This is a genomic window from Aliiglaciecola sp. (assembly GCF_039982535.1).
GTDB lineage: Bacteria > Pseudomonadota > Gammaproteobacteria > Enterobacterales > Alteromonadaceae > Aliiglaciecola.
Window position 1 is genome coordinate 46,338 of sequence record NZ_JBDWYG010000041.1, and the last position, 18,166, is coordinate 64,503.

Sequence of the window (18,166 nt, forward strand, 5' to 3'; positions counted from 1 at the left end):
CGCCGTTTTTCTTACAGGGCTTCACAAATATGAATATCATTGAAGGTAATGTTCGCGCAACAGGCAAAAAGTTTGCGTTGGTTGTATCTCGCTTTAACAGTTTTGTTGTTGAGAGCTTAGTCGACGGTGCATTAGACACGCTAGATCGCGTAGGTGAAGTCAGTGATCAAGATATTACCTTGGTTCGAGTTCCGGGTGCTTATGAGCTGCCTATAGTCGCTAAAAAATTGGCTGAACAAAAAAAATATGATGCCATCATTGCCTTAGGGGCAGTTATTCGTGGTGGAACTCCGCACTTTGATTTTGTAGCAGGTGAATGCAATAAAGGTCTAGCGCAGGTTTCATTGGAATATGGTATTCCAGTTTCTTTTGGGGTGATTACTACCGATAGCATTGAGCAAGCCATTGAACGTTCAGGTACCAAAGCAGGTAACAAGGGCGCTGATGCGGCCATGGGTGCATTGGAAATGGTTAATGTGATTGCACAAATAGAAGAGGCATAAACGTGAAGCCATCTGCACGTAGAAAAGCAAGGGAACTTGCAGTACAAGCTGTTTACTCTTGGCAAATGAGTAACAACCCTGTTGAACAAATCGAATTGGGAATTGCCACAAGTAACAATATGGAAAAAGTTGATATGGCTTATTTTCAAGAATTGTTGCGCAATGTTGTAAAAGACCATGAAAGTCTAGATAAGACCATGAAACCTTACCTAGGGCGTTTGCCTGAAGAGTTAGATGTGGTTGAAAAAGCGATTTTACGCATCGCTACCTACGAACTTACCGCGCGTATTGATGTCCCTTATAAAGTCGTTATTAACGAAGCTATTGAGTTGGCCAAATCTTTTGGTGCCGACGAAAGCCATAAATTTATTAATGGTGTGCTTGATAAAGCGATTAAAACCCTCAGAAAACACGAACTATCTTCAAAAGAGTAACGTGAAAGAATTTGACATTATTGATCGCTTTTTTAAACAAGAGCGAGAATCACGCAAAGATGTAATTCATGGCATTGGAGATGACTGTGCAGTCACTCGAGTGCCTGAAGGCTTAAACCTTGCAATTACAACCGACACCCTAATTAGTGGCGTACACTTTCCCGTTGATACACCGCCGGAAGCGATAGCACACAAAGCATTAGCGGTTAACCTAAGTGATTTAGCTGCCATGGGGGCCGAACCTGCTTGGTTCAGTTTGTCGTTATCATTACCTGAGATAGATGAAAGCTGGCTGGAAGCCTTTTCTCAATCCCTATTCGAAATTTCAAAGTACTATTCTATCCAGTTAATAGGGGGCGACACCGTTCAAGGTCCTTTAGCCATTACTATTACTGCTCAGGGCTTCGTACCTGAAGAGCACGCGTTAATGCGCAGTACGGCCAAGCCTGGCGACCTGGTTTATGTTACTGGCACTATAGGTGATGCAGGGGCAGGACTGGATATTAAATTAGGTAATTTATCGAGCTCTGAGCTGGCGGCTAACTATTTGTTAAACCGCTTGAATTATCCTGCTCCGAGATTACTAGCAGGCACCGCATTGCGGCGCACAGCGAGTTCTTGCATTGATATATCCGATGGCTTAGTACAAGACCTTCAGCACATTCTGAATGCTTCTGAATGTGGGGCTAAAATCCATGTTAATAACTTACCCCTATCAGTCGCCTTGAAAGAAACGGTGGATTTAGATCAAGCCATTCAATATGCCCTTAGCTCTGGTGATGATTATGAGCTGTTATTTACGGTAAATGAAGAGCAAAAAGGCAACTTAGAAACTGGTTTAGCTAACGCCAATATAAATGCCACTTGCATTGGTCAACTGACAGGCGTAAAACGAAAACTTGAATTGGTTTTTGATGATGAGCCTTATGAACAACAGGGTGCATGTTTTGAGCACTTCAGCGCTTGAACGCTGAACAGCGAAGCCGTGTTACGCTAAGTAACCCAGCACACTTTTTGGCGTTAGGAGCAGGCTCTGGTCTTGCCCCTAAAATGCCAGGTACCTTTGGCACCCTTGCTGCCGTGCCATTGGTTTGGTTGTTACTCGAATCCGTTTCTCTAAATATCTATATTTTATTATGTGTGTTAGCCAGCGTTGCCGGTATCTGGATTTGCGGTAAAACCGCCAATGATATGGGGGTGCATGATGATTCATCTATCGTTTGGGATGAAGTTGCAGGCATGATGATTACCATGATTGCAGTACCACTGAGCTGGCAAACTATGCTGGTGGGTTTCGTGTTATTTCGTTTCTTTGATATTCTCAAACCTTGGCCAATTAGTTACTTAGATAAGTATGTCCATGGTGGCTTTGGGATTATGGCTGACGATGTGCTGGCCGGTATTGCAGCGTTATCAAGTTTACATTTGTTACTGAGCTTCGGTGTGCTTTAAGCTACTGACTTAAGTGCATTGTTGAAATGACATTCAAAATTGTCATCATTTCTTATTTCTTAGTCTTAAAATCTCCAAACAAACCTTAATTTACCTCGGGCTGTGCTTATTAGGCACATTAACCAACTTAACATGCCGAATTAAAGATTCTCAATTAGTCTAGAAAGTCGGTTATTCTCGCAACAATTCCCGCACCGTCTAGTTGCAGTTCTTGATACATCTGTTGTTGCGTACCTTGCATAATGAACTCGTCTGGTAAACCTAGTTGCAACAGCTTACTGTTGTATTTTTGACTGAGTAGATATTCTGCCACAGCACTTCCTGCTCCACCCGTAATGGCTCCATCTTCAAGGGTGACAAACAACTCGAAGTCTTCGGCCAATGTGTCAATCACAGCCGTATCCAGGGGTTTAACAAAGCGCATATCGACCATAGTTGCACCGAGTTGTTCTGCTGCTTCTAAGGCAAAAGGTAATAAGGTGCCAAAATTAAGAATAGCGACTTTACTGCCGTGTCTGAGGGTACGAGATTTACCAATGGTAATTTCTTCCATGGTTTTTTCAATCTTAGCACCTACACCAGTACCGCGGGGATAACGTACCGCTGCTGGCTGGTTTAATTTATGGCCAGTGTAAAGCATTTGACGACATTCGTTTTCGTCAGAAGGGGCCATGATAATTAAGTTTGGAATACAGCGCATAAACGGGATATCAAATGCACCTTGATGAGTTGGGCCATCCGCTCCCACTAATCCCGCTCTATCTACTGCAAAAAGTACCGGCAGGTTTTGTAAGGCGACATCATGAATTAATTGATCATATGCTCGCTGTAAAAATGTTGAATAAATCGCTACCACTGGATTTAACCCTTCTTTGGCTAAACCTGCAGCAAAGGTCACTGAATGTTGCTCGGCAATCGCCACGTCAAAATACTGTTGCGGAAATTCTTGAGAGAACTTAACCATGCCAGAACCTTCACGCATGGCAGGTGTTATGGCCATCAATTTAGAGTCTAATGCGGCCATATCACATAACCAGTCACCAAAGACATTTGAGAAAGTTGGGCCACTTGGAGCCGACTTGGGTAAACCATTGTCTGCTGGATTAAATTTAGGCACAGCATGGAATTTGATCGGATCTTTTTCAGCCAACTCAAAGCCTTTGCCCTTTTTAGTCACTACGTGAAGAATTTGTGGGCCTTTAATCGAGCGCATATTGCGTAAGGTTTCAACCACACCTTTAACGTCATGGCCATCGATGGGGCCAATATAATTAAATCCAAGCTCTTCAAATATAGTGCCTGGTACCACCATACCTTTAATATGTTCTTCTGCTCGGCTGGCAAATTCTTTAATCGGTGGGACATTACTTAATAACTTTTTGCCACCATCGCGAATGGAATTAAAAAAGTTGCCAGTTAACAGTCGTGCTAAATGACTATTTAGGGCTCCAACGTTTTCTGATATCGACATTTCGTTATCGTTGAGAATCACCAACACGTCTTTATTTATATCGCCACCGTGATTTAGAGCTTCAAAGGCCATACCCGCGGTCATCGCGCCATCACCGATTACTGCTACTACTTTGCGATCTTTGCCTTCTTTTTCCGCTGCTACAGCCATACCCAAAGCGGCACTAATGGAGGTAGATGAGTGACCTACAGCAAAGGTGTCGTATTCGCTTTCTAGTGGCCAAGGAAACGGATGTAAACCATCTTTTTGACGTATGCTGGTCATTTTTTCTCGGCGACCAGTAAGGATCTTGTGTGGATAGGCTTGGTGGCCCACATCCCAAATCAAGCGATCAAAGGGAGTGTTATACACATAATGCAGGGCGACTGTTAGCTCAACAGTTCCTAAACCAGACGCGAAATGACCACTACTTTTACTTACGCATGACAAAAGGTATTGACGCAATTCATCTGCACACTGTCTTAATTGTTCTTGCGGTAATTTACGCAAATCTTCAGGCGTATTGGCCTTTGCCAAGATAGGGTAGTGAGCTAAATCTAGTGTCATGTTTTGCCTAGTATTAATTATGTTTGTGGCGAGCGAGTCTAAAAACGTCGATTAACAACAAAATCGGAAAATTCGCGCAATAACGTTGTATTGTATGGCAAAGCGTCTAATGCGTGAAGTGCTTGTTGATGAAGTTGTTGCAAATATGTTTTTGCACCCTCTAATCCTAACAAGGAAGGGTAAGTGGATTTATTTTGGGCTTGGTCCGAGCCTTGGGGTTTTCCGATTACATCTGAGTCACCGACAATATCTAAAATATCGTCTTGAACCTGAAACGCTAAGCCTAACGCTTGACTATATTGGTCGAGCATTTGAGTCACTTTTGGATCGAGATCGTCGGCTAGTATGGTGGCCATTGAAACAGATACTTTGAACAATGCACCGGTTTTCAAGTTGTGTAGTTGCTGCAATTCGGATTGAGAAATTGGCGTGTCAGTGGCCGCTAAATCAAGGGCTTGACCTGCGCACATGCCATGTATTCCTGATGCCTCAGCTAGCAATTTCACTAATTTTAATTGCTTACTCGGATCTTGAATGACTGAATCTGGCGAAGCTAGCATATCAAATGCTAATGTTTGCAATGCATCACCGGCCAAAATAGCCGTTGCCTCATCAAATGCAATATGACAAGTGGGTTTCCCACGTCTTAGTTCGTCGTCATCCATTGCCGGTAAATCATCATGGATCAATGAATAAGCGTGAATACACTCCACTGCAAAAGCAGGCACATCCAGTTTCTCTAAGGGAACGCCTAGCATTTCTCCTGTTGCATAGACTAAAAACGGACGAGTTCGTTTACCACCATTAAGCAAAGCGTATTGCATTGCTTGTGTCAATCGAGGTGCTGCAGACGTTTGCTCTACAAAATATTGATTGAGTAGGTTGTCAATGCGGTGGTGGTAACGCTTCTGGTTTTGAACTAAAGGGTTCACTCATCTATCCGTTGTTGATCTAGATCCTGAAGAATATCTTCTTGATCTTGTTGCATTAGTATTTGAACTCGTTGCTCTGCAGCTTTAAGCATTTTTTGACTATTTCGAGCCAACGAAATACCTCTTTCAAACTTAGCTAGTGCTTGCTCTAAGGGCACGTCTCCTTGTTCCATTTCTGCAACCAGTTGCTCGAGTTCTTGCATGGTATCTTCAAACGAATTTTCAGGCAGTTCGTTGTCTTTACTCATCTGGTACAGTGTCCTTAAATAGCGAATATTTTGAAAGTGGGGAACGATACCTGAGCCTCCATTTATGGTCAATGGATTTTACGCTAACTCAGTACTTTGAAAGCGATGGAAGGGAATAAATTTAGTGTTTCATTTATGCCAAACTGGGATTGTATATGCTATGTTTTCCTATAACTTGGAGATAACTCCTTTAGAATTGGCTTGTACAGTCGATAAAATGGAATAATTCAGTGACTTATCCGGTCAAATGCCTAAAAATAGCAAGGTAATCGGGTCTTTTTTCGATTAGCTTATCGAATCCTAGGGAGGACAATGTGGATTTAGCGACCCTTATAGGTATGCTTGGTGCAATCGGTTTCGTCGTCATGGCTATGGTTATGGGCGGCGACATTAGTATGTTTATGAATGTCCCATCTATCCTAATCGTATTTGGGGGCACCTTGTTTGTGGTGTTATCACAGTACACGCTAGGGCAGTTTTTCGGCGCGGGTAAAATCGGCGGGAAAGCATTCATGTTTAAAATTGAATCGCCTGATGATCTGATTGAAAAAATTGTAGAAATGGCAGATGCAGCAAGAAAAGGCGGTTTTTTAGCCCTTGAAGAAGCTGAAATAGAAAATGCATTCATGCAAAAGGGTGTCGACATGTTAGTGGATGGCCACGATGTAGATGTGGTTAGAGATACCCTTGCTAAAGATATTGCAATGACAACAGAACGCCATGAGTTCGGTGCAACTATTTATAAAGGCATGGGAGATGTCGCTCCGGCTATGGGGATGATTGGAACCCTGATCGGTTTGGTCGCCATGTTATCGAATATGGATGATCCAAAAGCAATCGGCCCGGCAATGGCAGTGGCACTACTAACTACTCTGTATGGTGCCTTTTTTGCCAATGTAATCTGTTTACCCATGTCAGTTAAATTGAATAACCGTGCCAATGAAGAAAAACTGAATCAAAGTCTGGTTTTAGATGGCATTATCGGTATTGCCGATGGGCAGAACCCTAGGGTTATCGAAGGGATATTGAAAAGTTATCTTGCTGCGAATAAACGCGGTACGGCAACAGAGGAAGAATAGTCAATGGCAGAGCAAGAATGCCCCAAATGTCCCCCCGAGGGACTTCCTGCATGGATGGGAACTTTTGCGGATTTAATGTCTCTGCTGATGTGCTTCTTTGTGCTTTTGTTAGCGTTTTCCGAAATGGATGTGTTGAAATTTAAACAAATCGCCGGCTCTATGAAGTTCGCTTTTGGGGTTCAAAATAAAATCGAAGTAAAAGATATTCCTAAAGGTACTAGTGTTATTGCCATGGAATTTCGACCTGGTAGGCCAGATCCCACACCGATTGAAAATATCCAACAACAGACTGTTGATATGACGCAAGAAATGCTGGAATTCCAAGCAGGGGACGAAGACTCTGCCGGAGGACGTCAAAAACAACGGGGTGAACAACGAGGTGGTGCGGCACAACAAACTGCCACTGATCAATCTTCTTCCTCTGCGCAACAACAATCCAGCCAAGAGCAAACCAATGAACTGATGAAAAAAGTTGCTCAACAGTTGCAAAAACAAATACTCGACGGTTCTATTGAAATGGAGTCGTTAGGTCAACAAATTATTATTCGGATCCGAGAAAATGGTTCATTTTCAGCAGGTTCTGCATTTTTGCAACCCCAATTCAGACCTATCTTGAAAACTATCGGTGAGTTATTAGCAGATGTGCCTGGCGAAATTGAAATTTCTGGCCACAGTGATAGTCAGCAGATATCCAATGAGTTGTATCGCTCTAATTGGGACTTGTCGGCGCAAAGAGCAGTGGCGGTGGCTGAAGAAATTAGGAGAGCTGATGGTTTCGACGAACAGCGCATGGTAGTAGTGGGTAAAGCCGATACATCGCCCTTATCTACTAATGAAAACTCTGGCGATAGAAGCCGAAATCGTCGAGTAGAAATTGCCATTAACCAAGGTAAACCCATGTATTCAAAACCTATCTCAGTGGTTGAACCCTAAAGGCAAATGGCGTAATCGAATTTTTTACTGACATTTTCTGACGGGCTGGGTTTTATCGAAGAAGATGGATATTTCCCCTACGCTGATGCCCAACTTACTCATGTAGGAACGATTCATCATCCGGTTTTCATCCATCATAAACATCCAATCGTCGACTTTAATATCGTATTCAGAGTCATCAATAGGTACTCTGAGAGTATAATTCCAATTGAAACTCATGCCAGTTGCTCCACCACTTGCTTGGCCAATTACGTCTCCAGCAGAGCCTGTTACAGAGCCATCCTGCTGGATATTGAGTTGCCATACTCGAACTTGGGTTTCACCATCAGCATAATAAAAGGTTTCGTGCAGTTTGCCGTTATCACCTTGCCAAGTACCAATAATATCGACGCAAAATCGACGCACGGTTTTTTGACTGAAATCTTGGACAATTCCCCAAGCAGTAACGTTGCCGGAAAAGTATTCCTTTAGATTAAACTCTGGGGTGGTGTTTTGATAATCATCTATTGAGGTTGAACAGCCGGTTAAACCTATGATTGCAGCGCATAGAGTACTGTAACGAATAATATTCATGCCTAACCTCCAATGAGTTGCTTACGAAGCTTCGGGTAACTGCAGTTTTCATCCAACCAGATGGCTAAAAAACTTGGTCCAAAGTTTTCATCTTCTATCACCCCTATGGGCGCATCATTAAAAAAGAACTCGCTGTGACCGTTAGGTTTAACCCTTAAGGTTAGTACGTCGTGTTTTTTGATGTTTGGCCAAATGGAGTCAAGTGTTTGCAACCAGCTTTGTACATTTTCAGAGGCATAACCTAACTTTTGCCATTCTTGTTCGGTGCGCTCCAGTAAGTCGTCGCTGTTAATTGCTCTTAGGTATTTTATCTGTAGTGCTAATGGCCGTTCGTCTTCATTATATTTGCCATTTTTGCTGTACAAGGTGGAGAAATAAATATCGAAAAAGAACACTTCTAACTTGGCTGAGCCAACTTTTGTTAGCTCCGCAATTGGACTCGCCATGACTAAACTCGCTGGGTTAATGCTCAACACTAAAATGAAATAAAATCCGAAAGATTTAAACATCGTTTATCTGACCACTTGTCCGATAAACGATGGTTTACTGAGTACTAGTTGCACAGTAGAGATGGTGCGCTCTAAAAAGCCACCTTCGCAATAACTGAAGTAGTAGCGCCACATACGCACAAACCTGTCATCGTAACCTTCTTTGGCCAGCACATCGCGTTTAGCTAAAAAACGTTGGTGCCAATGATTGAGGGTTTGTGCATAGTCGAGACCGATGTCATGTGAGTCGCGGATCATTAAATCACTATGCAATTTTGAGTGGCGATTCAACTCAAACTGAGACGGCAAAAATCCACCTGGGAATATGTGTTTTTGAATAAAATCCACATCTTTACTGTAACTTTCGTAGCGGCGATCGTCGATAGTGATGGATTGTAAAAGCATCAAACCATCTTCTTTTAATAACGAAGAGCACTTTTCAAAAAAGTTAGGTAAGTACTCTTTTCCCACGGCTTCAATCATCTCTATGGAAACTAGTTTGTCGAACTTACCGGTTAACTCACGGTAGTCTCGTTTAAGTAAGGTGACACGATTTGATAAGTTTTCTTGAGACACCCATTGTTGAGCATAGGCAAATTGTTCATCAGAAATAGTGGTTGTAGTGACTTTGCAGCCATAATGTTTAGCAGCAAATATGGCCAATCCTCCCCAACCGGTACCTATCTCTAAAAGGTGATCGTGCTCGGTTAATTGCAATTTGTCACAGATGGTTTTTAGTTTTATTTGTTGTGCTTGCTCTAAGCTAGTATCAGTTGTGGGATAAATAGCCGCAGAATACATCATGCTGTTATCTAAAAATTCCGTATACAACTTATTGCCTAAATCATAGTGAGCTGAGATGTTCTTTTTCGCTTGATGCTTAGAGTTTTTGTTTTTTAAGTGGCTTAGTTGGCGAAGGGGAGTGGCTATCCACTTCATTTTTGCTTCCCAAGCATCTAGCATTGGTAGGTTTCTGGCAAAAATGCGAATTACGTCGGTCAAATTTGGGGTTTCCCACAAATTTTCTGTAAATGTTTCTCCAGAGGCAACACTACCGCCAAACAGTAATTTGCGATAAGCCGTAAGGTCGAGAAAATTAATTTCGGCGTGAAGGTCTGATTTGGCATCACCAAACCTGTCAACTAACACACCACGCTCTTTAATCGTCATCATTCCTTGGGGTATTTGACTGAAAATTTTAAGCAATATATTTCTGCAAATACGGTCCGTTGCGGATAAAGTTTCCGTTCCTGTCAGGGTGTTTTCACTATTTAACATTTGCTTTTTTTTCCTTATTGCCAGGATGACCATAAAACGGCACACCTTTAACAAACAATTTCAATGCCTGCCAATAAATTCCTACTACGGTTTTTATTGTCATACTCGGTATGCTTAGTAATACGCGTAAAAGATGTTTTGAGTTCAATGGTTCACGTTCTAGATTTAAATAAGCTTCAAAATGCTTCTGCTTTTTAAAGCAGCTAAGTGACAGTTTGAGCCTTTTGTCAGGCTGCTTTACATTCCATTTATACTGCATATCGAGGGGATTAAATGGCGAAACATGAAATGCTTTATCACAATCTTGTTGAACGGCTAAATCAACGAGGTAATGGTGCCTTTCATTCCATGGTGTATTGCTTACCTCAGCAAGCAAATGACTAAAAGTACCATCGGCTTGCTGTAAATAATAAAAATTCACCGGGCTAAAATACAAACCAAACATGCGCAATTGCCCCAGCAAAAAGACTTTTCCTGTGAGGGGTTTTTGTGCTAATTCTGACATCCTTTGCACTACTGATGATTTGAGGTCGTGTTGCGGGTTACCTAAATAGTCGGAACGCTTAAATCTAACCACAGAAAAACGATTTTTAGAGAAACCTTTTACGCTTTCACACAACTCATCAATCTCGTCTAAATCGAGCCAAAACATAAAAATTTTGTAGCTAAATGCATGCTTTTTAGGGATATGTCGAGCATGAAAAACCTGGCCTGTATAAAGCGCACTGTCCATTAAAGTTCAACTCCAAATCGACTACAAACATCCAAAGCGCTGCGCACGCCATCTTCATGAAAACCGTTGTACCAATAAGCACCGCAGAAATGCATTCCGTCCAAACCACAAATCTCGTTTCGGCGGGACTGAGCTTTGGCGCTTTGTAAACTGAATTGCGGATGGTGATATTCGAATTTTTTCAGAATCTTATTTGGGGCAATATGCTCACTATTATTTAAAGTTACACAAAAAGTATGGTGTGAACTTAAACGCTGCAAAATATTCATGTTATAGGTTAACGATGTGGGTTCTTGTTGCTCGTTTGAATTTCCCTTGAGCAAATAATTCCAACTAGCCCAGGCTAACTTGCGTTTGGGTAACACAGAGGTGTCTGTATGTAACACAACTTCATTGGCGCTGTAGGGCATCGCCGATAATATGTCTTGTTGAGGATCCGTGGGGTTTTTAATCATTTTTAGTGCTTGATCACTGTGACAGGCAAATATAACTTCGTCAAATTCAAGTAATCTAGCGTTATTATCTTCATCGGTTTTAGCCAAAGAGATACAGTATTTTCCATCTTTATTCTCCACCTGACTTATGGGGCTGTTCAGTAAAATTCTGTCTTTAAAGCCTGCTGTTAGTGGGGCGATATATTCTCTAGAACCCCCAATTATGGTGTACCATTGTGGCCTATCAGTGATATTCAAGAGTCCATGGTTATTGAAAAACTGTAAAAAGAATGCCAGCTGAAACTCTTTAATGTCTTCCAAAGTTGCCGACCAAATCGCTGCGCACATAGGTAAAATATAGTTATGATTAAAATCTTCGCTAAATTTATGTTGGATTAAAAATTCACCGAGGGTGATATCACCAATCTGTTCTGGGGTTTGGTCTTGAAAAAGTTGTTTACATAACTTATTGAAACGTAGAATGTCTCTGACAATTCGATGGAATTTAGGACGGATAATGTTTCTACGTTGGGCAAATAAGCTGTTAATGGTATTGCCGTTGTATTCTAAGTTTTCACTTAGGTTTTTGACGCTAAAACTCATTTCAGTAGGTTGACCTTGGATCCCAATTTTAGATAATAACTTGATAAAATTAGGGTAAGTCCAATCGTTATACACAATAAAACCCGTGTCTATGGAGTACTGTTTTCCTTCAAGCTCCACATCAACAGTTGCGGTATGTCCGCCTATATAGTTATTCGCTTCAAAAACAGTGATATCGAACTTTTCATGGAGCAAGTGACCACATGTCATGCCTGAAATACCACTTCCAATAATCGCTATTCGCTTTTTCATTTACTGTCCTGACTGTTTTTTAATTTACTACTAATTTTGAATTTCGCCCACGCAGGAAAGAGATTTAGAAAGCGCAAAATTAAACTTAGTTTTTTAGGGAAATATATACTCGAATGACGTTGTTCAATACCGCGTAAGAACGCCTGGGCTGCCTCTTCGACACCAATTTTCATGGGCATTTCAAAATCATTTTTATCGGTTAATGGCGTTTCTACAAAACCCGGTGAAGCACTCTGCACCAAAATGTTTTTGGCTGCTAAATCAACTTCCATGCACTTCGTATAATAATGCAGTGCTGCTTTGCTTGCTCCATAAGCCTGACTTTTGGTGAATGGGAGCAATCTTGCTAAGCTATCTACTATGACGATTTGCGCGGGTGGCTGGGATTCGTTGAGTAAAGCTGCTGTACAGTTCACTACGCCCATAAAATTGACGTCGAATACTCGTTTAAAAAGCGCTACGTCGAAGGTATCTACATCAACATACTCGCATACTCCAGCATTTAATACAGCAATATCTGCGTTAACATCGGTTAACGTTTCGGCTACTTGCTGTTGGTCTGATGTATCAAATTTGAGGGTTGAAATATTGTCATGTGTTGCCAGCATTTCAAGTTCAGTTTCATTTCGTCCGCAAGCAATGACTTTATAGTGTTTTTGAGCACACAAAAGTGCCAGTGCTTTGCCTATTCCTGAAGTCGCGCCAGTAATTAAGATTGTTTTCACGAAACTAACCTTTTTTTGAGAGTTTTAATTACGAATTTTAAGACTGGCACTTGCTCATAAATCATCTCACCTAAATCATAGTAGTCTCGGTGAAAAACAATTTTTTCATCATTACTCTTTAAATGACTAATACCATCAATATAAAACTCATTTCCAGAATTTAACTTGGGGTGCACAATTAACATTTTCCAAGTAACAAAAATATCCGTACTTTGATGCGTGATATGTTGAATTGAACATTCACATTTGGATGTGTTTGTGAGTAAGTTTTCAAAATAACCTTGAATATTTTCAAGTCCTTGGTGTTCGCTCAGTGGGTCAATCAAAGTCGCGTTTTGAGCATAAATATCACCCAAGCGTGCAATTGACGTCACAGACATATTTCGATAAAAATTTTCGAACTCTTTTAGTAAACTCATAAACAATCATTTTTTTTCGACCATGTTTAGAATTACTTAGGTCACTTTCATTGGGATCATATTTAAAGTAAAAATAGTCTAGTTTGCGGTTAAATTTAAATTACACTGAAAAATCAGGTGAATTAATTGGATCTAATTTGCGTCACTTAGCGTAAGTGACTGTGATGAATTAATAGGAACAGCAATTTGGCTTCTGAAATTTTAACTTCTCCATTGTTTCCATTATCTGCTCACATATTGCCTGGCGGAGTAATGTCGTTGCGCATTTTTGAACCTAGGTATATTCGGATGGTGAAAGAGGCTTGTGCGCAACAATCTGGATTCGTTATTTGCATGTCCAATGCAATGGGGAATAAAACCTTAAATCAACATTTCTATCCTATCGGGACTTTCGTCACTGTTGAAGATTTTGATTTATTAGAAGACGGTTTGCTTGGTATTACAGTTAAGGGACACTTTTGTGTTTCTATTGAGTCTGTTAAAACGGCAAAAGATGACCTCAGGGTAGGCCAGTGTCACAAACAACAAGTTTGGACATCTCCAGAAGCTGACATGGAGGATTCTAATATTGATTTAAAATTGGAAGAAATTTTCGAAAAGTACCCTGAAGTGATGTCTTTGTATCCTAAACCAGAATTTGATAATACCGTTTGGGTAATTTATCGCTGGTTAGAGCTGCTGCCTGTGGATGCAGATCAGAAACAAGCATTTTTAAAGCAGAAAGATTGTCTCCCAGCCTTGGAATTTATATCACAACTGGTAAAGTGATCCTTATCTATTTTACCGCGTAAAAACTGGAACTAGATTGATTTCAGGAAAATACGCATGTTAGTCGGAATTCCATTGCAGTCGAAAAATGCAAACATACCAACGCCCAAAGAATGCGCAAAAGAAATGTCTCAACATTTGGTTACTGTGGCTGAAAGCCGGTGTAAGCGATCATTTGCTGAAGTATTCAATTATTTTGCCCCCAGGCTCAGGTCTTACTGTTTAAAACAGACGGGTAACGAAGCAATCGCTATGGAGTTGGTGCAAGACACCATGTCCAATGTTTGGCAAAAAGCGCATCTATTCAATGCTGAGAAAGGGTCACCCTCCACTTGGATATTTACGATCGCCAGAAACTTACGGTTTGATATGTTGCGTAAACAACAAAATCGCAAAGAAGATATTTGTTCAGATGATTTATGGCCAGTGTTGTGCGAGCACACCGCTGATGTCAATGAGGTATCGTTAGAGCAACAAATGACGATGCAGCAAATCAATACTATGTTTGATTCCCTACCAGAGAAGCAAAAAGTAGTAATAGAAGCAATTTATATAGAAGGAAAGTCACAACAGGAAGTTGCTTCTGAGTTGGATATTCCTTTAGGGACTGTTAAGTCTCGTACTAGATTAGCGTTACAGCGCTTAAAAGAGTTGATTAAAGACGATGATTAATTTCCATCCTTCTCAACAACAGTTGAGAGAATTTTCCCAAGGCTTGTGCGCACCAGCGCTTTCGTTGGTTATTTCCGCTCATGCGGATATGTGCCCCCAATGTAGAAAACAACTTTCTCAAATGGAAAGCGAGTCTGCGAAAGTACTTGATGAACCTAAATTACTAGGTGGTTCTGAGCAATCTGTCGACTTCGCATCTATGCTGGCTGATATTACTTGTCTTCCCGCGGCAGAGGTTCCAAGCGTAAATAGTCAAAACCAGCAAATCGAATTGGATGGCCGCAAATTTACTGTGCCGCGAGCGTTGAAACGTTATGTGGAAAAAACCGGTAATTTCTCACATCTTTTAGGAAATCTTTGGCAAGCGCCTGTTGATCTAGGTCCAGTAGGCAAAGCCAACTTTATTTTCATGCAAAAAGAAGGCAGAGTTCCTGAGCACACTCACAGAGGGACAGAGTTGACTCTAGTGATTGATGGTGAGTTTAGTGATGGTATATCACACTATGACACTGGTGATTTTATCTTAATGGATTCTAACAACACCCACGCTCCGTATTCTGAAGCTAGTGAGGGATGTTTAGTGTTTACTATTGTTGATGCACCATTGCACTTTACCTCGGGTATAGCTCGTTTACTGAACCCGTTTAGCCATTTGTTTTTCTAGTCTGCTAGGAAAATATACAAGCTAAAAAAAACCGCCGTTAACGATTAGTTAACGGCGGTTTTTATTTAACTCAAAGAAAATGGTGCTACTTCGAAAATTAACTCACATAACTACTATTTGGATAGTTAAGTCTTAACGTTTTTAATGCATTATTTTTCAAATCGTCAAGTTCTAGTCGGTCATAACATTCAACCATGATTTCCAACGCTGTTTGAATTTCGCTTGAGTCAGGGAAGTATTCAAGTACGTAGCGCCCACGGTTAGCAGCTGCAACATAAGCTTCTCTGCGCATATAAAAACGTGCGATGGCTATTTCATATTTGGCCAATCGATTTTTAATAAATACCATGCGTTTTTTGGCATCTGCAGCGTATTTACTGTCGGGGAATTTGTTAATTAAACGACGGAAATCAGAAAATGCTTCTCTTGAGCGGCTCGGATCTCTGTCCGAACGGTCAATACCAACGAGTTCTTGGAAAAGATTTTTATCGGCATCCAAATTTGTTAGACCACGCATGTATAATGCATAATCCACATCTGAGTGATTAGGATTGAGGCGCACAAATCTATCAATAGTTGCGATAGCTTCGTCTGTTTTACCTACCTTATAATAAGAGTAAATCAGATCTAATTGCACTTGGTGTGAATGGGGGCCAAAAGGGAATCGGGAATCAAGTGTACTTAAAATTTCTGTGGCAACGTTGAAATTACCTTGCGACATACTTTCTTTTGCTTGATCATACAGCGCACTTTCACTTCTGTTACCAATTAAGATGTCTTCTTCATCAGGTGAAGATGAACAGCCATACATAGTGGCAACAGAAATTAGAACGATTAGTTTGTAGAATGAATTTTTAAATGTCATGTTACTCTTATTCTATACAGGGATTTAGCAGGCATTAAAAAATCCGCTAAACTTTGTTTTCAGTAATCCATCGATCCGAGGCATTCTACCCTAGGGATCCATGGGATGCACGTTTTGTTATAAATCACTTTACGGTGATATCTGGTGTTTGCATTTGTCCCCGCATAATGTAAATCAAATCGCCAGTTGCGGGACATTATATTTTACAGCTCTTATAGGACACAATTTTACATGCCCAGCGATCCACAAGCGATAAAACTCTCTGCAGATGTACCAGAAACGTTAATTGGCAAAAGGTTAGATCAAGCTTTAGCCGAATTGTTCCCTGATTATTCACGATCTCGCTTAAAAGAATGGATTTTAGCCGGAAATGTCCGTTTAAATGACTCTGTTTGTGACAAACCAAGGGAAAAAGTCTTTGGTGGTGAACAAATTTCCATCGATGCATTGTTGCAAGTACAGGAAAATCACAAAGCACAAGATATTGAGTTGAACATAGTTTACGAAGATGAGCATATTTTGGTGATTAACAAACCCACAGATTTGGTTGTTCATCCTGGCGCTGGAAATGCAGACGGCACTATATTAAATGCTCTTTTAAATCATGCTCCCGAGGTTGCTAGTGTACCTAGAGCTGGCATAGTCCATCGTCTTGATAAAGATACCACGGGGTTGATGGTAGTTGCCAAAACTGTACCAGCCCAAACTCACCTTGTTGAACAGCTTCAAGCTCGAGAAATTAGTCGAGAATACGAAGCTGTGGTCTACGGCACTATGGTCGCTGGTGGAATCGTAGATGCACCCATTGGTCGCCACCCAACTAAACGAACCAGTATGGCGGTGCGCGAGACTGGAAAACCAGCGGTTACTCACTATCGTATAAAACAAAAGTTTCGAGCCCATACTCACCTGCGTTTAAAGCTAGAAACCGGTCGTACTCACCAAATTCGTGTGCATATGTCTCATTTACGTTACCCCTTAGTGGGAGACGTGTTATATGGCGGTAGACCTCGTTTACCTAAGGCGTGTTCTGAAGATATGATTAACATGTTAAGGGGCTTTAAACGCCAGGCATTGCATGCTATTCAACTAGAACTCTCTCACCCCACAACAGGCGAGTGGATGAGTTGGCAAGCGCCGCTACCTGACGATATGGTAGCGCTACTATCGGTACTAAAAGAAGATACCAAAGAACATGGAATAGCTGATGACTGAGGCTGTTTTATCAAGCCCTATTCGCACCCCTCATTGGAACTTGCCTAAAGGGGTTAAGGCGTTTTATACCACGCGAAAAATGGGCATGAGTCAGCCTCCCTACGACAGTAATAATTTGGCAATGCATGTTGGCGATAATGCCGCTGATGTGCAATTCAATCGTGATGCGCTGCCCCTGAGTGATTCAATTGCTTGGTTAACCCAGGTCCATGGCATTCGTTGCGTACGTATAACAAAAGATTATTTTGTTCCGTTAGAAATAGCCAAAGCAGATGCTAGTTTTACAACTGAACTTAAAAGTGTCTGTGCGGTGATGACCGCGGATTGTATGCCCATTTTAGTTGCTAATAAGGCGGGTACTTGTGTTGCCGCAATTCATGCTGGTTGGCGCGGTTTGGTTAACGGTGTGATTGAAAATACTATTGCTGCCATGAATTGTGAACCAGAAACACTCACGGTTTGGGTTGGTCCGCATATTTCACAACGGCATTTCCAAGTATCTGAAGATCTCAGGCAAGTTTTTGCAGAGTATCCCGAAGCATTTGTACGCGATGTGGAACAGGGAAAGTACTTGTGCAGTTTAGCCAAGATTGCCCGCGATAAATGCCGCGCTATCGGCATAACAAGCTTTGTTGAAAGCGGTATCTGTACCTATGTTCATCACGGCGACTTTTATTCTCATCGTTACGCTCAGCATCATGGTCAATCTCAAACTGGTCGGTTTGTGTGTGGGATTTATTTGCAATAAAAGCCACAATTATGAAACTCATATTGCTTAAAACTGGCTAATTATCAGTTTTAAATATTCAAGGGTAAATGACTCCGCATTTTTCGCCAATTTACTGATCTAGATCAATCAATATTCATTGCTTACCTTGA

General features: G+C 41.2%; 22 protein-coding genes. 11 read left to right on the top strand and 11 right to left on the bottom strand.

All coding sequences use genetic code 11. The features are described from left to right. Positions 1 to 29: 29 nt before the first annotated feature. The 4 genes from ribE to ABJV04_RS13440 are packed head-to-tail and all read left to right on the top strand — an operon-like array spanning position 30 to position 2,389. Complete coding sequence (ribE, locus tag ABJV04_RS13425; RefSeq protein ID WP_348492047.1) at positions 30 to 503, top strand: 6,7-dimethyl-8-ribityllumazine synthase; 474 nt, start codon at positions 30 to 32, stop codon at positions 501 to 503. Between the two features lie 2 nt (positions 504 to 505). Then, positions 506 to 937, top strand: a complete 432-nt coding sequence (gene nusB / locus ABJV04_RS13430; RefSeq protein WP_348492048.1) for a transcription antitermination factor NusB — start codon at positions 506 to 508, stop codon at positions 935 to 937. A 1-nt stretch (position 938) separates the two neighbouring features. Further along, positions 939 to 1,904 (top strand): thiamine-phosphate kinase, encoded by a 966-nt coding sequence (thiL, locus tag ABJV04_RS13435; RefSeq protein ID WP_348492049.1) that lies wholly within the window; start codon positions 939 to 941, stop codon positions 1,902 to 1,904. After that, entirely contained in the window at positions 1,901 to 2,389 is a 489-nt protein-coding gene (locus ABJV04_RS13440) for a phosphatidylglycerophosphatase A (protein WP_348492050.1), read from the top strand. The genes thiL and ABJV04_RS13440 overlap by 4 nt, the downstream gene beginning before the upstream one ends. Before the next feature lie 154 nt (positions 2,390 to 2,543). Here ABJV04_RS13440 and dxs read toward each other — a convergent pair whose 3' ends face one another. The 3 genes from dxs to ABJV04_RS13455 are packed head-to-tail and all read right to left on the bottom strand — an operon-like array spanning position 2,544 to position 5,586. Then, positions 2,544 to 4,406: a 1-deoxy-D-xylulose-5-phosphate synthase gene (dxs, locus tag ABJV04_RS13445; protein ID WP_348492051.1), complete on the bottom strand. Its 1,863-nt coding sequence runs from the start codon at positions 4,404 to 4,406 to the stop codon at positions 2,544 to 2,546. A gap of 38 nt (positions 4,407 to 4,444) precedes the next feature. Further along, positions 4,445 to 5,338 (bottom strand): (2E,6E)-farnesyl diphosphate synthase, encoded by an 894-nt coding sequence (gene ispA, locus ABJV04_RS13450; RefSeq protein ID WP_348492052.1) that lies wholly within the window; start codon positions 5,336 to 5,338, stop codon positions 4,445 to 4,447. Further along, entirely contained in the window at positions 5,335 to 5,586 is a 252-nt protein-coding gene (locus ABJV04_RS13455) for an exodeoxyribonuclease VII small subunit (RefSeq protein WP_348492054.1), read from the bottom strand. The genes ispA and ABJV04_RS13455 overlap by 4 nt, the downstream gene beginning before the upstream one ends. A gap of 314 nt (positions 5,587 to 5,900) precedes the next feature. Here ABJV04_RS13455 and pomA point away from each other — a divergent pair, with 314 nt between their 5' ends. Together pomA and ABJV04_RS13465 are read left to right on the top strand one after the other, a co-directional pair. After that, complete coding sequence (pomA, locus tag ABJV04_RS13460) at positions 5,901 to 6,665, top strand: flagellar motor protein PomA (RefSeq protein ID WP_348492055.1); 765 nt, start codon at positions 5,901 to 5,903, stop codon at positions 6,663 to 6,665. A 3-nt stretch (positions 6,666 to 6,668) separates the two neighbouring features. Next, positions 6,669 to 7,598 (top strand): flagellar motor protein MotB, encoded by a 930-nt coding sequence (locus tag ABJV04_RS13465; RefSeq protein WP_348492056.1) that lies wholly within the window; start codon positions 6,669 to 6,671, stop codon positions 7,596 to 7,598. 24 nt (positions 7,599 to 7,622) lie between these two features. On the opposite strand, the gene ABJV04_RS13470 is transcribed toward ABJV04_RS13465, so the two are convergent. Genes ABJV04_RS13470 through ABJV04_RS13500 form a run of 7 tightly spaced genes read right to left on the bottom strand, consistent with a single transcriptional unit; the run spans position 7,623 to position 13,103 of the window. Continuing rightward, positions 7,623 to 8,171 carry a DUF3833 domain-containing protein gene (locus tag ABJV04_RS13470; RefSeq protein ID WP_348492057.1) on the bottom strand — a complete coding sequence of 183 codons (549 nt, stop codon included), beginning with the start codon at positions 8,169 to 8,171 and terminating at the stop codon, positions 7,623 to 7,625. Between the two features lie 2 nt (positions 8,172 to 8,173). Next, positions 8,174 to 8,680, bottom strand: a complete 507-nt coding sequence (locus tag ABJV04_RS13475) for a chalcone isomerase family protein (protein ID WP_348492059.1) — start codon at positions 8,678 to 8,680, stop codon at positions 8,174 to 8,176. Positions 8,681 to 8,683: 3 nt separating this feature from the next. Continuing rightward, positions 8,684 to 9,937, bottom strand: a complete 1,254-nt coding sequence (locus ABJV04_RS13480; RefSeq protein WP_348492061.1) for a cyclopropane-fatty-acyl-phospholipid synthase family protein — start codon at positions 9,935 to 9,937, stop codon at positions 8,684 to 8,686. Further along, the gene (locus ABJV04_RS13485; protein ID WP_348492062.1) at positions 9,927 to 10,670 is read right to left on the bottom strand and encodes a DUF1365 domain-containing protein; all 744 of its coding nucleotides are present in this window, start codon (positions 10,668 to 10,670) and stop codon (positions 9,927 to 9,929) included. The genes ABJV04_RS13480 and ABJV04_RS13485 overlap by 11 nt, the downstream gene beginning before the upstream one ends. Beyond that, positions 10,670 to 11,959, bottom strand: coding sequence for an FAD-dependent oxidoreductase (locus ABJV04_RS13490; RefSeq protein ID WP_348492063.1), 1,290 nt, complete (start codon positions 11,957 to 11,959; stop codon positions 10,670 to 10,672). Before ABJV04_RS13490 ends, ABJV04_RS13485 begins: the two co-directional genes overlap by 1 nt. Beyond that, on the bottom strand, positions 11,956 to 12,684 hold the full coding sequence (locus tag ABJV04_RS13495; protein WP_348492064.1) for an SDR family NAD(P)-dependent oxidoreductase: 729 nt from the start codon (positions 12,682 to 12,684) through the stop codon (positions 11,956 to 11,958). Before ABJV04_RS13495 ends, ABJV04_RS13490 begins: the two co-directional genes overlap by 4 nt. Further along, positions 12,681 to 13,103, bottom strand: coding sequence for a nuclear transport factor 2 family protein (locus ABJV04_RS13500; protein WP_348492065.1), 423 nt, complete (start codon positions 13,101 to 13,103; stop codon positions 12,681 to 12,683). The genes ABJV04_RS13495 and ABJV04_RS13500 overlap by 4 nt, the downstream gene beginning before the upstream one ends. Before the next feature lie 186 nt (positions 13,104 to 13,289). Here ABJV04_RS13500 and ABJV04_RS13505 point away from each other — a divergent pair, with 186 nt between their 5' ends. The 3 genes from ABJV04_RS13505 to ABJV04_RS13515 are packed head-to-tail and all read left to right on the top strand — an operon-like array spanning position 13,290 to position 15,207. Continuing rightward, the gene (locus ABJV04_RS13505; RefSeq protein ID WP_348492066.1) at positions 13,290 to 13,871 is read left to right on the top strand and encodes an LON peptidase substrate-binding domain-containing protein; all 582 of its coding nucleotides are present in this window, start codon (positions 13,290 to 13,292) and stop codon (positions 13,869 to 13,871) included. A 57-nt stretch (positions 13,872 to 13,928) separates the two neighbouring features. Beyond that, complete coding sequence (locus ABJV04_RS13510) at positions 13,929 to 14,543, top strand: sigma-70 family RNA polymerase sigma factor (RefSeq protein WP_348492067.1); 615 nt, start codon at positions 13,929 to 13,931, stop codon at positions 14,541 to 14,543. Then, entirely contained in the window at positions 14,536 to 15,207 is a 672-nt protein-coding gene (locus ABJV04_RS13515) for a ChrR family anti-sigma-E factor (protein ID WP_348492068.1), read from the top strand. Before ABJV04_RS13510 ends, ABJV04_RS13515 begins: the two co-directional genes overlap by 8 nt. Positions 15,208 to 15,304: 97 nt before the next feature. Here ABJV04_RS13515 and ABJV04_RS13520 read toward each other — a convergent pair whose 3' ends face one another. Then, positions 15,305 to 16,072 (bottom strand): outer membrane protein assembly factor BamD, encoded by a 768-nt coding sequence (locus ABJV04_RS13520; RefSeq protein WP_348492069.1) that lies wholly within the window; start codon positions 16,070 to 16,072, stop codon positions 15,305 to 15,307. 231 nt (positions 16,073 to 16,303) lie between these two features. Between ABJV04_RS13520 and rluD the strand changes: the two genes are divergently transcribed. Together rluD and pgeF are read left to right on the top strand one after the other, a co-directional pair. Continuing rightward, positions 16,304 to 17,287: a 23S rRNA pseudouridine(1911/1915/1917) synthase RluD gene (rluD, locus tag ABJV04_RS13525; RefSeq protein ID WP_348492070.1), complete on the top strand. Its 984-nt coding sequence runs from the start codon at positions 16,304 to 16,306 to the stop codon at positions 17,285 to 17,287. Then, the gene (pgeF, locus tag ABJV04_RS13530) at positions 17,280 to 18,035 is read left to right on the top strand and encodes a peptidoglycan editing factor PgeF (protein ID WP_348492071.1); all 756 of its coding nucleotides are present in this window, start codon (positions 17,280 to 17,282) and stop codon (positions 18,033 to 18,035) included. Before rluD ends, pgeF begins: the two co-directional genes overlap by 8 nt. Positions 18,036 to 18,166 lie beyond the last annotated feature (131 nt).